This window comes from Parvularcula sp. LCG005, assembly GCF_032930845.1.
Classification (GTDB): Bacteria; Pseudomonadota; Alphaproteobacteria; order Caulobacterales; family Parvularculaceae; genus Parvularcula.
This window is the reverse complement of the sequence record NZ_CP136758.1, coordinates 1,524,128-1,538,279: the sequence shown is the minus strand read 5'-3', so window position 1 is coordinate 1,538,279 and position 14,152 is coordinate 1,524,128. Positions and strand designations below refer to the sequence as shown.

Sequence of the window (14,152 nt, the reverse complement as noted above, 5' to 3'; positions counted from 1 at the left end):
TGAAAAGCTTACTCAGCTTCCAACTCCTGAACAATACGGGCATCAACAAAGCCGCGCTCTACGGCCACTTTTGCGGCTTCTTCGGCGGCAAATTCGTGGGTGTAGGGGCCCAGCCGGACAAGATGCATTGCGGACGGCGTCGTGCTGACATGAACAGGAATCACCTCAGGCAGCCGGGCTCTCGCCGCGTCGACATTGTCGCGTGAGGTGAAGGCGCCGATCTGCACGAAATAGGCCTGAGAGCGTACCGCGGGCGATGTCGTTGGAGCGGCTGCAACCAGGGTCGGCTCGCGGACGACAGCGATCGGCTCTTCAAAACGCGGGGCGACGGTGGGGAGTGGCGGAAGCCGGACCGGCGCGGCCTCGGCATAGGTCATGGTTGGCTGCGGCGCCGGGGCCGATATGACTGGCGCTTGAAGTGCCGCGTAATTTTCAGGTTCACCCACGCGAACGATCGCATCGCTAAGATTGGCGGGGCCCAGATATTCGACCTGAACGCGCGCCAGGCCTTTCTCCCGCATGCCCAGCTTTTCTGCGGCGCCTTTGGACAGATCGATTTCCCGCTCATGGGCGTAAGGTCCGCGATCATTCAGCCGAAGAACGGCCGAGCGGCCATTTTCAAGATTGGTGACACGAACGAGGGATGGGAGCGGCAGTGTCTTGTGCGCGGCGGACAGGCGGTCCTGGTCGAACAGCTCCCCATTGGCTGTCAGGCGACCATGGAATTTTGGCCCGTACCACGACGCTGTACCCTGACTGACCGTCCCGATCGGCACGGCCTTGGGATAATATGTGCGCCCGGCAATGACGTATGGCGTGCCAACTTTAACGTGAGGATTGGGCGTCACATTTGGCTGGCCAAAAGGTCCCGGCATTTTCGAGCCGGTGCTCGAACACGCGGCGAGCCCCAGAAGGAGCAGCACGGCACAAAGACGACGGAAGCTGGGGTGGACCATGACAGAGTTGCCCCTCAAGACTGGCACAAACGCCGTATTTGCGACGATCAGCCTTAATCACTGGTTAAGTGATCGCAGGAGGGGGCGTAAAGCCCCCTCTTCCCTGTCTTACTGAATGTCCATCTCGAATGGCGCCGTCGGTAGGTCCGCGTCATTGTACAGATTGCAGACCGGTGAATCGGCCCAGCAGAAGCGGATCTTGTCCGGCGTCACATCCGTCGGCACGTCGAGCACCACGCCGTCGACCGAGACCGTCGCATCAGTGTACTGACAGTTGTTTTCTGCGCAGACTTCAAAGCCGATGGCCTTGTTAAAGCCGTAGGTGGCCAATGGTCCCTCGGTGAAATCGACAACAACCTTGCCGTCTGCGAGCGTCGCGGACACGGGCATCGGGCCGCTGGCCTGCAGGTCCTGGCCAAGCAGCATTTTCTTGGCGATCAGCGCCAGGCGCTCAGCGACCACCCGCTTTTGCGTTGGGTGGATGTCATAGCGATCGCCAATGTCGTGGGTTACGGCCATGCCAACCCACTCATCGCTTGCCGCCACCTCGTTCTGGGCCTGCCGCAGTTCGGCCCAGGCGCTCTCAGTGGGTTCGTTCTTCGCCACTGGCCCAAAATCTGCCAGCTGGACGAAGAAGAACGGCAGGTCGTCCGCCCGGAAGGTGTCGCGCCAGTCAGCAATCCACTGTTTCATCAGATCGGCATACTCGCTGGCATTGTTCACATTGGACTCGCCCTGATACCAGAGCACGCCGTTCAGCGTGTACGGCGCCAGCGGCGCGATCATACCATTATAAAGAACCGTGTAGGCATTCGGACCACCAACCGGTGACGTGGGCGCTGCCCCCAGGCCACGGATGGGCGCAGAAATCTTCACGATCCAGTTATCGGCGAGGGATTTGCTGGTGCCGTCGGCGAAGGTCAGCGTCTTGCTTTCGGCAGGGCCCCACAGGCCGCCGCCACCGCCCGTGTCCAAAACCCCGATGGCGATGACATTATCGCCCTCGGTCAGGGTGCCGGCGGGGATGGTGTAGGTGCGCGGGCTGTCCCAGCCATCGGTCGCCCCGATGGACTCGCCGTTCACGAATGTCATATCGACATCGTCAATCGGCCCGAGGGTCATCGTCGCCTCTTGGGCAGCCTCTTCAGCCGTCAGGACGACGTGATTGCGGTACCAGGCAAGACCATCGAATTGGGCCAGCTGGCGAATGCCGGCAAATTCCCAGAAATTGTCAGTCGCGATGGGCTTCCAATCGGAATCTTTCAGATCGGCCGCATACCAGGCCGGGCTGGCCGTCATCGCGGGGTCGGTCTTATACCACCATTCAAGAAGGCTTTTCTTGTATTGAGCCTTGGCCTCGTCCTGGTTTTCGCGGGCCAGACGCTGCAGCTCGACCTTGTCCGCCAGTGACGGCATCTCGCCGAGGGACTCGTCGCTGATCCACGCCTCAATGATGGTACCGCCCCAGGACGAGGCGATCAGACCGACCGGCACGTCCGCGGCCGTCTGCATCTGCTGACCGAAGAAATAACAGACGGCTGAAAAATCCGCGACCGAGCTTGCCGTGGCGACCATCCAGCCTGGTTCTTCTTCAAAGCCTTTGGCGGGTGAAAGCGAGATGCGACGCGGCACGGTGAACAGCCGCAGCGAATCGTTGCCAGCCGCATTCATCACAGAATAGGCGTTGGTCGCATACCGCGTCTGGAATTCCATGTTCGACTGGCCGGAGCACAGATAGACGTCACCCACCATGATGTCCGTCAGGCTTTGCTCACCGTTTTTCGATTTCGCGGTCAGTTTGTAAGGGCCACCGGCGCCTTTCAGTTTCAGCGTTGCTTCCCACTCACCATCGGCATTTGTCTTGACGTTCTTGCGCATTGACCGCGCCTCGCCGAGGCTCACAGTGACCTCTTCGCCCGGATCTGCCGTGCCCCAGATCACCACCTCACCGTCGCGTTGCAGGACGGCATGGTCGGTGAACACGGGCGCGAATGCAGGCGATGCCGCGGCTGACGCGACAAGGGCCGCGCAGCTCGAGAATGCGAGTGTGGCTGTAATTGACTTCAGCAAAGCGGACATTTGAACTTTCCTCCGGTATTGCAGCGGTTCTTGGGCGAAAACACTTTCATGGGCAAGGCAGCGCGGGGTCTGCAGCCCATCGGCCACAAAAAAGCCGAGCTTCGATATGAAGCTCGGCAGATTCTGAAACATCTGGCGAAAAGTCAGGCGGCGGCTTTTTTCCGTCGCCGAAGGGCCCCCGCGACCCCGAGGCCTGACGCAAAGAGAAGCGCCCCCGCCGGGATCGGGACCGGACTGCCGTCATCAAAGACCGCCAGGCTGGTGAACACATTGGTGAAACTGCCGAAAGAACCAAGGAACGTTGTTTCGAGCCAGCCATCGGCGTTGGCGGTCAGCGCGAAGGTGAACAGGCCAATGCCGCCACCGGTGGTCAAAAGTGCGTAGGCGGTATTGTCGCCTTCCGAATATGACAGGATATCGAATCCGCCATTATCGGTGAAATCGAGCGTCGTCATGCCATCCAGCGTCAGGCGGCCGACGGTTGTCAGGTGGCCGCTATTATTGTTGATCTGCACCAGAGAGTTGGTCTGGGAATCAAGGCCGAACTGACGGGTCGTGCTCGTCATCGGGACGGCGTTTGTATACGCATTGGCGAAGATTGACGGGTCTGCCCCCTCATTGACGTCGCCTGGGGCGTAGAAGAGGTCTGTAAACCGGGTGACGTTTGCCGGCGAGTTATTCGGGAAAAACACGATATTCATGTCGTCGGTCGTCACGATGCGCGCTGCATCGATGGCGTTGTTGAAGTCGAAGCCGACTGTTGCCACCACCGTGGCTTCGGGGGTCCCGGATGCCGTTGTCACAATGGGGGTTACGACGCCTGTCGACAGATCAACAAGGCCGACGCGGTTCAGCGTGTCGTCATAGGCGTAGAGCTGCCCGGTACGGGGGCGATAAGCCAAAGAGTCGTAGCTCACCGGCTGACCCATCGCATCGGTCAGCGCCATGTTCGTCCCACTACCGGGATTGTTGAAGTCCGTAATTTTATAAAGCTGGGTGCCGTCGCCCCCGAGCGTATAGGCAACCGGCGCGGCCATCGCAGGGCTCGCAAGCACAAGGGCCGATGCTGCACCGATCCACATCATCTTATGGGTCATTATCTGTCTTTCCTCTCCAAAACCTGCCGTTCGCCCATGGTGGGCGGGAGACGTGGAAAGGTACGATGGCGCGGGGTCAGAAGTTTCAAACAGGGTTAAGAAATTGAAGTTGTCGTCGAGAAATAATCGTCTCGCTGCATCAAATCGGACCCGTTTGCCGGGAGCAAGGCCTGTCGGGTGCAGCCCTGAGGTACCGATCCGCAGCAGTTATTCCGCGGTTTATGTCCAGCTGTACGGCCCTCCCGCCCTTGCTCCGGCCCGGCGGAGTGGTATAGCGCCAGCCAAACACCCCACTTTGAAGTAGAGGAACCATTCAATGGCGAAGATCAAGGTCGCAAAACCGGTCGTCGAGCTCGACGGCGACGAGATGACGCGGATCATCTGGCAGCTTATCAAGGACAAGCTGATTCACCCGTATCTCGATCTGGATCTGCACTACTACGATCTGGGCATGGAGCACCGCGACGCGACGGACGACCAGGTCACCATCGACGCAGCGAATGCCATCAAAGAGCACGGCGTTGGCGTCAAATGCGCCACCATCACGCCCGATGAAGCCCGTGTCGAAGAATTCGGCCTGAAGAAAATGTGGCGTTCGCCCAACGGCACCATCCGCAACATTCTCGGCGGCGTCGTCTTCCGCGAGCCGATCATCATCTCCAACGTTCCTCGCCTCGTCCCCGGCTGGACGAAGCCGATCATCATCGGCCGTCACGCCTTTGGCGACCAGTATCGCGCCACGGACTTCATCTTCCCCGGCAAGGGCAAGATCTCGATCAAGTGGGAAGGCGAAACCGGCGAGATCCAGGAATATGACGTCTATGACGCACCGGGCGCCGGTGTTTCCATGGCGATGTACAACCTTGATGAGTCGATCCGCGATTTTGCCCGCGCGACCTTCAACTACGGTCTGCAGCGGAACTACCCGGTCTACCTGTCCACCAAGAACACCATCATGAAAAAGTATGATGGCCGGTTCAAAGACATCTTCCAGGAGATCTACGAGACCGAGTTCAAGGATGCGTTCGAAGCCAACAAGCAATGGTATGAGCACCGTCTGATCGACGACATGGTCGCGTCCTGCATGAAATGGTCGGGCGGCTATGTCTGGGCCTGTAAGAACTATGACGGCGATGTGCAGTCCGACACCGTTGCCCAGGGCTTTGGCTCCCTCGGCCTGATGACGTCGGTCCTCCTGACGCCGGACGGGAAGACGGCTGAAGCCGAAGCGGCCCACGGTACCGTGACCCGTCACTATCGCGCTCACCAGAAGGGTGAAGAGACGTCGACCAACTCGATCGCGTCGATCTACGCCTGGACCCGTGGCCTCGCTCACCGCGCGAAACTGGACGACAATGCCGAGCTCGCCAAGTTTGCGACCACTCTTGAGGACACCGTCGTGAAGACGGTCGAGAACGGCCACATGACCAAGGACCTCGCCCTCCTGATCGGCGCGGACCAGGGCTGGCTCACCACAACCGGCTTCCTCGACAAGGTCGACGAGAATTTCCAGAAAGCTATGGGCTGAGGACTACCTCCCCCCTGGAAGAAATGGGCGCCCCCGGGCGCCCTTTTTTATTGGCCGCTCTCATGGGCGTTCTGTGTTCTCTTGGTGGGCAAGGACGGCAAGACCGGGCGGCTCAGCCATATCAGCAGGCGCGACATTTTGGCCCCGGTGAATTCCCGCAGCGCTCAATACGACCAGACCGCCTAATTTCTGAAGGTGACCATTTGGTCATGTGAAGACGCAGACGCAGTGTTGAGCGACACTCGCGTCGCCAGAACCAACGCATTGTCAGCGTGGGCACTAGCTGGAGACCGAGCTATCGCACATGTCCGGACAAAGACAAAATTTGCGTTTTAATGGGAACAATTATCAGGTGTCAGCGTTGCGGAAAAATTTTCGTTTCGCCTAGAAAATCATCTGCGCAAGGAGCACGGAACAATCTAAATGTAAAGATCGTTAATGGGGCAGATGACAGGAAAGAGGTGCCCCATGCTTCGTGATAGTAATTCTCTGTACCCCATGATGAAACGCGGTTCAATCGTTGCAGCCGGGTTGATGCTGACAGCGTGCGCGTCACCCTATTACGACCGTGACGGATATTACGACTATTCCGACGGTCGTTATTATTCCACCAGCTCCTATCAGACCGCTGACGGCCAGATCTACGATCGCCGCTATTATCGCGATGCATCGTACACGCCAGATCAGTATGGCGCCAACCCACCGGGCGTGCCGACACATTATGACGGTAACCGTGCCGATCGCGATCAGTTCCGCGGTATCGATGGCGCGCGGGCTGCCCATATTCGGTACTCGGATGGCTATGCGGAACAAGTCGATGGTGACTGCGAGCGCGTTGTCACTGTTCAAACTGGCGATACGCTGAGCGACATTGCTGAGTATTGCGATGTGCCAGTGACCGCCCTGATGGATGCCAATCCGAAGATCTATAACCCTCATCGCCTGACGCGCGGTGAGCGCCTTGAGATCCCACCAGTGAAAGGCAACGTCTATGCCGGTACCTCGCTGGCGCGGTCACAGCCGGTCAGTTACCGTACGGATTACGTATCCAACCGTTACGCAGATGAATATGACACCGATGGCTATCGTGTCCGCAGAGGCGATACGATCGCAAAGATCTCGGATCGTTATAATGTTTCGACCCGCACGCTTCTCCGCCTGAATCCCGGCGTGGATCCCTACCGTCTGCGGGTCGGCGAATATATCCAAATCCCTGACCATGACGACTATCGCGCCGTCCGTCGCGGTGATCATGATGGTCAGACCGTGACAGTTGTCAGCGAAGACCGTGCCGGCAATTATGAGCCTATCGTCTCGATCACGCCTCGCCGTGGTCTCGTGGACAAGGACATTCAACTCGTGGCCAAGGGCTTCCCTCCCCACGCAGACGTCCTGCTCTATGCCGGTCGTGATGACGGCAACATGCGCCAGATCCGCGATTTGCAGGCCGACCGTTATGGTCGCATCAACACCACGGTCCGTCTGTCGAATGACTATGGTTATCCGTCAGCACGCATCGCGCTTGCGACAAGTGACGATCGGTATCGTGCCTCGTCGCAGGAATATGTCGTGATACAGCCGCGTGACTATCGCGCGTCGTACAACTCAAGCGACCGATACAATCGCAGCTATTAATCAGTGGGGGCGGCCTACGGGCCGCTTTTCCCGTTTCTACAATAACCTAAAAAAGGAGGTCACCATGAATCTCGTCGATACAATGTGGGTTGCCGTCGCTGACGGTGAGAAAGCTCTTATTCTTCGTAATGATGATACGGACAGCCAACCGTTCCTGAACGTTGTGTCGAAGGAAGAAATCGACAATCCTGCCCGCCGGGACCAGGCCGCCAACCGCCGTGGCCGCGTGAACAATTCAAACCCGGACAGCGCGCACCGCTCGGCCTATTCCGACACCGACTGGCATGAGCTGGGCAAGGAGCGGTTTGCGAAGGACTTTGCCGCGACCCTGAACAAGGCGGCGCTCAATAACGCGTTCGACCGGCTGATCCTGATTGCCTCCCCATCGGCCCTGGGTAATCTCCGGCCCGAGCTGCACGACGAAGTGCAGAAGCGCATTGTGGCCGAGGTCGACAGCGACCTGACCAACCATCCGGTGGACGATATCGAGAACAAGGTTGCTGAGCTCTGCGGTAAGGGCGAGCCTGATTTTGAAGCCGATCTGCGCCGGTCTTCTTGAGATCTTAACATCCGTCAAACACCATCTTCAGGCGGTGCGTCACAGGGCGCACCGCCTTTTTGTTGTCGGATCGCAAGTGGTTGCGTCATCGCCCGGTGCAAGCCACACTGCAGGTCTGAGTGGGGAGGCCAGAACTCCCTTAGTGACCGGGCAAGACGAGAACCTCATGGTGCAGACAGACACGGCTGATCCCTCCCCCGGCGAGCAGCCCGAGGCCGAACTGGTTCTAAAGGGCGTCACCAAACAATATGGCAGCTTTACCGCGGTCAACGATTTGTCGTTCTCGGTCCGTCCCGGTGAAATTTACGGCTTCCTCGGCCAGAACGGCGCGGGCAAGACCACCACCCTGCGCATGATCATGGATATCGTCCCGCCCACCGGCGGCGAGATCAGCGTGCTCGGCTCTACCCGGCCGCGTTCCGTCAAACGTCGCGTTGGCTATCTGCCTGAAGAGCGCGGGCTTTATCGCAAGATGAAGTGTCGCGACACGATTGCCTATTTTGCGCGCCTGAAAGGGGTGCCGGGCCATCTGGCACGCCGCCGCGCCGACGAGCTGCTCGACCGGTTCGGGCTGGGGCAGTTTGCGAAAGCCAAGATCGAGACTCTGTCCAAGGGCATGGCGCAAAAGGTCCAGCTCCTCAGCTGTATTGCCCATGAGCCCGAGCTATTGATCCTGGACGAGCCGTTTTCCGGCCTCGATCCGGTCAACCAGCAGGTGCTGGAGGATATGATCCGAAACCTGCGCGAAGAGGGCCGGACCATCATCTTCTCGACCCATGTCATGGAACATGCCGAGCGGCTGTGTGACCGCTTCCTGATGATCCGCAAAGGGACAAAGGTCTTTGAAGGCACGTTGGAAGACGCGCGCGCCACCGATGAACCAACACTTATCTTACAGACCCCCGATGACCCCCTGCCCCTCATGGAGGTGCCCGGCATCATCGACATCATGGCGCAGGACCAGGGCCGCTATAAGCTTGTGGTGACCGACAAGGTCGATCGTCAGGAAATCCTGAAGGCCTGCATCCGTGAGAACATCCGGGTGGAGTTCTTCGGCCGGGCCCACAGCTCACTTCACGATATTTTCTTCCGCCTCGCCGGGGCCGACCCGATTTCAGGACAGGCCACATGAACACGCTGTTTCAACTGATTTCCCACGAATACCGCAAATACGTCTTCACGCGCGGTTTTCTGCTGTTCCTGCTGATCCTGCCCGCCACCGCTGCGTTCGGTATTTTTGCCGTGGTGATCAGCGACCGAGCCGCGCCTATCCGTTCCTTCGCCCTTGTGGACGAAACCGGTCAGTATGCGGCGGTGATCGACCGCGCCTTGGCGGACCGGATGATCGATGACGAGATACAGCTGTTCGATGCGTGGGCCTACGTCGCCGTCAGGCCGGCCGAGGATGGCAGCGCGCCGCTCGAATTTCCCTACAGACCCGGCGACGACAGTGATGCCCGCCGATCTGCATTTTCTGATCAGGGTGGCCTGGCAGCGGCCATCGCCGCGGCGCGCCCCTATGTCAGAGACGAAGCTCCCGACCCGCCGGTGCTGCGCCCGTCATTTGAGCGGGTGAACGTGCCGCCTGCCGCGCGCAAGGCGACAGGCGAGGAAACGGTACAGGCGCTGTTGCCCTATCTCTCAGGCGATGAACTGCTTGACCACAATGGCCAGCCTCTCTTTGCCGTCGTATTCATCCCTGAAGATTTTGCTGAAGGCGCCGGTGAGGTGCAGTTCTGGACCAACAATCTGGTGGATGAAGACCTGCGCTGGTTCATCGACCGCACGCTGACCGACGCAGTTCGGTCGACGGCTTATGAAGCCGCAGGCGTCACCCGCACGGAAATCCGCCGGATTGAAAACATTGATGTTGCTGTCACGCAGTTCAAGGCGGGCAGTGAGGGCGACGGGCGCGTGGGCATTGCGGAACGGGCCCAGACCTTCATCCCTCTCGGCCTTGCCTATGCGCTCCTGCTGATGATCACGACCGTCGGCGGCATGCTGCTGACCAGCACGGTCGAGGAAAAATCCAACAAGATTGTCGAGGTCCTGCTCTCTTCCGTGTCCGCAACACAGCTCATGGTGGGCAAGCTGGTTGGGCTGGCGCTGGTGGGCATGACCTTGCCGGCCCTGGCCCTGCTTGGCGGTTTTGCAGCCCTTCATCTGTTGCTGGATGGCGTGGCGGCGGAGGCGATCCGCTCGACCCTGTTCGGCTCACCTCTCGTGCCGCTGTTCTTCTTCTACTTCATCGCTGCATATCTGTTCTATGCGTCGATCTATCTGGCGGTGGGGGCGTTGAGCGCGTCCATTCAGGATGCCCAGAGCTTTGTCGGTCCACTGACGATCATGCTGTTTTTGCCCTTCCCATTCCTGCGGCTTATTGTGGAAGACCCTAACGGCATCGTCGCGCGGATCTTCACCTGGATTCCGATCTACACGCCCTATGCGATCATGATCCGCATCAGCGCTGATCCCCCGCAGTGGGAGCTGATCGCGGCCACAGCGCTATTTGTCGCCGTGGTTGTCTATGTGGTCGGCACCATGGGCCGGATCTATCGCAATGGTGTCCTGTCGTCTGGCGGCGCGCCGACACTGAAGCAGATCCGCTCACTGGCAAAACAGCGCGCCTAGAGGCAACCATCCCGCGCCATTGGCGTTCAATCCTTAACCTGCTGCGCCCGCTGCAGCGACGAGGAAGGGGATTTGATGCCGGAATCGACAACGACCTCAATGATCGAGCCCAACGACAGTCGGGACACGATCGCGAGAAAGCTTGAACGATCACGCGCATTAAGCCTGGCACTTGATACGCGGTTCCGCGTCTTCGGGTTCTCATTCGGCTGGGATGCGATTATCGGCCTGATCCCCGGCGTGGGCGATGCCATTACTGGCATCATGTCCAGCTATATCGTTGCGGAAGCGTGGCGCGCAGGGGCCCCCTTCTCCCTATTGCTCCGTATGGCGTTCAACATCGCGCTCGATACCATTGTCGGGGTGGTCCCGATCCTCGGCGGGATTTTCGATATCTGGTTCAAGGCGAATGTGAAAAACACACGGCTCTTTCACCGCTATCTTGAGCGGCAGCTGGAAGCTCATGAGAGCGATGGCAAAGTGCGTCCCGTCCGCCATGCGCGCCGCATCGAGAGCTCTTCCAGCCGCCAGCAGATTGACGCGTCACTGCGCTAAGCATCAGTGCGTCGTGGCGCACGATCAGATCGTTTCGGGCTTCAGTGTACGAACTTCGTAAACCGGTGCATCGGTGCTCAGGGTCTGGAACTGAACCTTGATCGTTTTCTTGCCGCGGGTCAGCCGTTCCGGCACGTCATAGTCGACATAGACGAAGGAGCGCGACGGCGGCATTTTCCGGCGTTCGCGCGCGATCACTTCGCCCTCGACCATGACCTGGAAGTCCTTGCCGGTTTCCTCCCCCCAATACATGGCCCGCAAGATGACGGGTCCTTCGCTGACGGCGAGATCGAAAGCGATGAAGTTGCCCTCGCCCCACCATGCGGTGCGGCCTGTCCGGCCGCCATTGGCGATCACATCCGATTGGTTCGTTGAAAAATTGTGATCCCGTTCAGGCTGCATCTCACCAAGATAGATGACGTCCAGTGTCCGTTTCTTGAGCGCTTGCAGGGCTGCCTGATCGTCCCGATAGGACTGCTCTTTCTCGGCCCATGCGGCCTGTGTAAATCGAGGAAAATAGACGGCTGTCCGGTTGTCGTACTGGTCGTAGAATGGCTCGAGCGTCAGTGGCGCAGGCACGGCATCCGCGATATGATAGGCCGCGTACTGATCGCTGACCGGTGTCGCCGCATTTTTCACATCCGCCGTCACGAGGGCTGGCGGGATGACACCCTCCCGCTCCTCGTCGGTGCCCAGATTAGCCGCCAGGACCAGAGGACCGTGACGGAAGGTCACGAGGGCCTCATCGTCCGGGGCGGATTCGACCGTGAGATGCATCGGCAGGTGGATGGCGACTTCGTCGCCAGCTTTCCACTTGCGTTCGATTGTTGCATATCCCGGTCCCGGTTCCGCCTTGACCTGTTTGCCATTGACGGTGATGGACGGAGCCGCGCTCCAGCCCGGCAGGCGAAGGGCGAGCGTTCTCGTCTTATTACCGGCTGAATTGATTTTGATACGGATATGTTCTTCCTCAGGGAATATCGTATCAATAGACAGGCTTATCTCGCCCGCGCGCCAATCGACGTCAGCGGCCATGTAGAGATTGACGAACAGCGTATCGCCACCGCTCTGCCAGAAGGCGCTGTCGCCATGTTTGGCGTGGCTCTCCATGCCCGACCCCATGCAGCACCAGAAGCTGTCTTCCAGCGTCGAGTAGGTACGGCGAGAGCCTGAGCGCAACGGCATGAAGTAGACATACATGCCAGTATCGGGGTGCTGATGGGCCAGAATGTGGTTGATGTATGTTCGTTCGTACTCGTCAAAATAGGCGGCATCAGGCTGCCAGGCCCAGAGGTGGCGCGTCAGCTTGAGCATGTTGTAGCTGTTGCAGGCCTCGCACGTGCGGTCGCTCAAGGTCGGCGCCACAACATCGGGGGAAGAGAAATGTTCTCGCTCGGAATTGCCGCCGATCACGTAGCTGTGGTGGTCCGTCACCGTACGATAGAAGAATTCTGACGTACTGGCGTAGCTTGCATTGGCGGTCAGCTCATGGAGGCGCGCCAGGCCGATGACTTTCGGGATCTGTGTGTTGGCGTGCAGGCCAGGCAGATTGTCCTTGCCTTCAGCCAGTGGGTTCAGCACCGCCTCATGGCGGATCCGCTCTGCCAGCTTGAGCCAGCGGACATTGCCCGTGATAGCGTAAAGCTCAGCATAGGACTCATTCAGCCCCCCATGCTCTGCCGCCAGGACTTTCTGCATCTGGTCGTGGTCGAGTGTATCCAGTACATCACCGAGGTAGGTGGACATGCCCACAAGCACCGGCAGCGCATCAGGAATATCGGCTTGCCGGTAGGCGTCGATCAGGCCCGCCTGCACCTTGTGCCAAGTATAAAGCGGTACCCAGCCGCCATTGATGTCAAAACCTGAGGTCGAAATCTGCCCGTTCCGCAATTCCTCAAAGACGATTTTTCCGTCCACAATCTGACCGTCGCGATCCACGGTCGTGCCGCCCACATATCCGTCATCATGGGCGTCCTGGCAGGCCTGGAGTTCCGACACGATATATCGCGCGCGCTCACGGGCACCCTCGTCGCCACGCTGGGCCATGATGGACAAAGCTGTGAGGTAATGCCCCAGGCTGTGACCAGCGATGCCGCGCTTCTCCCAGCCGCCGTAAACGGGCGCTTTGGGCTCCAGCCCTGCGGACCAGCGAAAGTTGTGAAGAAGACGATCCGGTTCCAGATCAAACAGCACCTTGCGATTGGTGTCGACGGATGTTCTGAAAACAGAGGGTTTCAGCCTGATATCGGCGAGCGGCACCGATGTAGGTTGCGTCGTCCCTGATACCCTGGCCAAGGCCGGGCCGGTCAGCGCAGCGGCGGATACGGAGACAAGAAACAGGCGACGGTTGATCGCAAACTGACCTTGGGAGACCTGGCCCATTGAGTGGCATCCTCTTTGTTATTCGGCTCGGAAGATAACAAATAGCGGGACGGGGAACAGAGTCTTCCCGCCCGCAAACGTTGCCATAGGTAAAATGCCCAGCCTTTTAGGGCTCCAGCTCGCTGTCCCAGTAAAGATAGTCATGCCAGCTGTCGTGCAGATAGTTGGGCGGGAACGCCCGCCCCTTCTCGTTCAGCTCGTACATATTGGGCTGGTGCGGCGGATGGCGAGGGAACATGCGGACGTCTCGCGGCATCTTGTTCCCCTTGCGCAGATTGCACGGGCTGCAGGCGGCGACAATGTTGGTCCAGGTGGTCTTGCCGCCGCGTGACCGTGGAACGACGTGATCGAAGGTAAGACCGTCGCGGTTCTCATTGCCGCAGTACTGGCACGCAAAGCCATCGCGCAGGAAAACGTTGAACCGCGTGAAGGCGGGGCGTCGGGCGTGATTGACGTAGGTTTTGAGCGAAACAACGGAAGGCAGCCGCATTGAGAATGTGGGGCTTTTCACCTCCGTCTCATATTCGGCGACGACATCGACCCTTTCCAGAAACACGGCTTTCAGCGTGTCCTGCCATGACCACAGGGAGAGCGGGAAATAGCTCAGGGGCCGAAAATCTGCGTTCAGCACGAGAGCGGGACACCCGTCCGGGACATGGCGCTGGGTCTGCATCCTACCGCCTCCTCTTTCTGGAATGCGAAGAATGCTGCGACCCGACACCACCGCGGG

At 59.2% G+C, this 14,152-nt stretch carries 11 protein-coding genes; 6 read left to right on the top strand and 5 right to left on the bottom strand.

The genetic code is table 11. The features are described 5' to 3' along the window. Positions 1-8 precede the first annotated feature (8 nt). The 3 genes from RUI03_RS07255 to RUI03_RS07245 all read right to left on the bottom strand — a co-directional run bounded on the left by RUI03_RS07255 (position 9) and on the right by RUI03_RS07245 (position 4,132). Positions 9-956, bottom strand: coding sequence for a septal ring lytic transglycosylase RlpA family protein (locus RUI03_RS07255; protein WP_317289622.1), 948 nt, complete (start codon positions 954-956; stop codon positions 9-11). 108 nt (positions 957-1,064) lie between these two features. After that, a complete protein-coding gene (locus tag RUI03_RS07250; protein WP_317289621.1) occupies positions 1,065-3,035 on the bottom strand; it encodes a sialate O-acetylesterase in 1,971 nt (656 codons plus the stop codon). A gap of 143 nt (positions 3,036-3,178) precedes the next feature. Then, entirely contained in the window at positions 3,179-4,132 is a 954-nt protein-coding gene (locus RUI03_RS07245) for a DUF4394 domain-containing protein (RefSeq protein ID WP_317289620.1), read from the bottom strand. A gap of 316 nt (positions 4,133-4,448) precedes the next feature. Here RUI03_RS07245 and RUI03_RS07240 point away from each other — a divergent pair, with 316 nt between their 5' ends. The 6 genes from RUI03_RS07240 (at position 4,449) to RUI03_RS07215 (ending at position 11,040) form a co-directional block, all read left to right on the top strand. Continuing rightward, positions 4,449-5,660, top strand: coding sequence for an NADP-dependent isocitrate dehydrogenase (locus RUI03_RS07240; protein ID WP_317289619.1), 1,212 nt, complete (start codon positions 4,449-4,451; stop codon positions 5,658-5,660). Between the two features lie 468 nt (positions 5,661-6,128). Next, on the top strand, positions 6,129-7,295 hold the full coding sequence (locus RUI03_RS07235; RefSeq protein WP_317289618.1) for a LysM domain-containing protein: 1,167 nt from the start codon (positions 6,129-6,131) through the stop codon (positions 7,293-7,295). A 64-nt stretch (positions 7,296-7,359) separates the two neighbouring features. Further along, entirely contained in the window at positions 7,360-7,854 is a 495-nt protein-coding gene (locus RUI03_RS07230) for a host attachment family protein (protein ID WP_317289617.1), read from the top strand. A 166-nt stretch (positions 7,855-8,020) separates the two neighbouring features. Continuing rightward, a complete protein-coding gene (locus RUI03_RS07225; protein ID WP_317289616.1) occupies positions 8,021-8,986 on the top strand; it encodes an ABC transporter ATP-binding protein in 966 nt (321 codons plus the stop codon). Next, positions 8,983-10,485, top strand: a complete 1,503-nt coding sequence (locus RUI03_RS07220; protein ID WP_317289615.1) for an ABC transporter permease — start codon at positions 8,983-8,985, stop codon at positions 10,483-10,485. The genes RUI03_RS07225 and RUI03_RS07220 overlap by 4 nt, the downstream gene beginning before the upstream one ends. A gap of 75 nt (positions 10,486-10,560) precedes the next feature. Next, complete coding sequence (locus RUI03_RS07215) at positions 10,561-11,040, top strand: DUF4112 domain-containing protein (RefSeq protein ID WP_317289614.1); 480 nt, start codon at positions 10,561-10,563, stop codon at positions 11,038-11,040. A gap of 24 nt (positions 11,041-11,064) precedes the next feature. On the opposite strand, the gene RUI03_RS07210 is transcribed toward RUI03_RS07215, so the two are convergent. Together RUI03_RS07210 and RUI03_RS07205 are read right to left on the bottom strand one after the other, a co-directional pair. Continuing rightward, positions 11,065-13,422, bottom strand: coding sequence for a glycoside hydrolase family 127 protein (locus RUI03_RS07210; RefSeq protein WP_317289613.1), 2,358 nt, complete (start codon positions 13,420-13,422; stop codon positions 11,065-11,067). 106 nt (positions 13,423-13,528) lie between these two features. Further along, entirely contained in the window at positions 13,529-14,095 is a 567-nt protein-coding gene (locus RUI03_RS07205; protein ID WP_317289612.1) for an HNH endonuclease, read from the bottom strand. Between the last annotated feature and the right edge of the window lie 57 nt (positions 14,096-14,152).

Excerpts from the sequence above, each read along its gene's own strand:
- RUI03_RS07255 (WP_317289622.1), bottom strand. The coding sequence starts at position 956 with ATGGTCCACCCCAGCTTCCGTCGTCTTTGTGCCGTGCTGCTCCTTCTG.
- RUI03_RS07250 (WP_317289621.1), bottom strand. The coding sequence starts at position 3,035 with ATGTCCGCTTTGCTGAAGTCAATTACAGCCACACTCGCATTCTCGAGC.
- RUI03_RS07245 (WP_317289620.1), bottom strand. The coding sequence starts at position 4,132 with ATGACCCATAAGATGATGTGGATCGGTGCAGCATCGGCCCTTGTGCTT.
- RUI03_RS07240 (WP_317289619.1), top strand. The coding sequence starts at position 4,449 with ATGGCGAAGATCAAGGTCGCAAAACCGGTCGTCGAGCTCGACGGCGAC.
- RUI03_RS07235 (WP_317289618.1), top strand. The coding sequence starts at position 6,129 with ATGCTTCGTGATAGTAATTCTCTGTACCCCATGATGAAACGCGGTTCA.
- RUI03_RS07230 (WP_317289617.1), top strand. The coding sequence starts at position 7,360 with ATGAATCTCGTCGATACAATGTGGGTTGCCGTCGCTGACGGTGAGAAA.
- RUI03_RS07225 (WP_317289616.1), top strand. The coding sequence starts at position 8,021 with ATGGTGCAGACAGACACGGCTGATCCCTCCCCCGGCGAGCAGCCCGAG.
- RUI03_RS07220 (WP_317289615.1), top strand. The coding sequence starts at position 8,983 with ATGAACACGCTGTTTCAACTGATTTCCCACGAATACCGCAAATACGTC.
- RUI03_RS07215 (WP_317289614.1), top strand. The coding sequence starts at position 10,561 with ATGCCGGAATCGACAACGACCTCAATGATCGAGCCCAACGACAGTCGG.
- RUI03_RS07210 (WP_317289613.1), bottom strand. The coding sequence starts at position 13,422 with ATGGGCCAGGTCTCCCAAGGTCAGTTTGCGATCAACCGTCGCCTGTTT.
- RUI03_RS07205 (WP_317289612.1), bottom strand. The coding sequence starts at position 14,095 with ATGCAGACCCAGCGCCATGTCCCGGACGGGTGTCCCGCTCTCGTGCTG.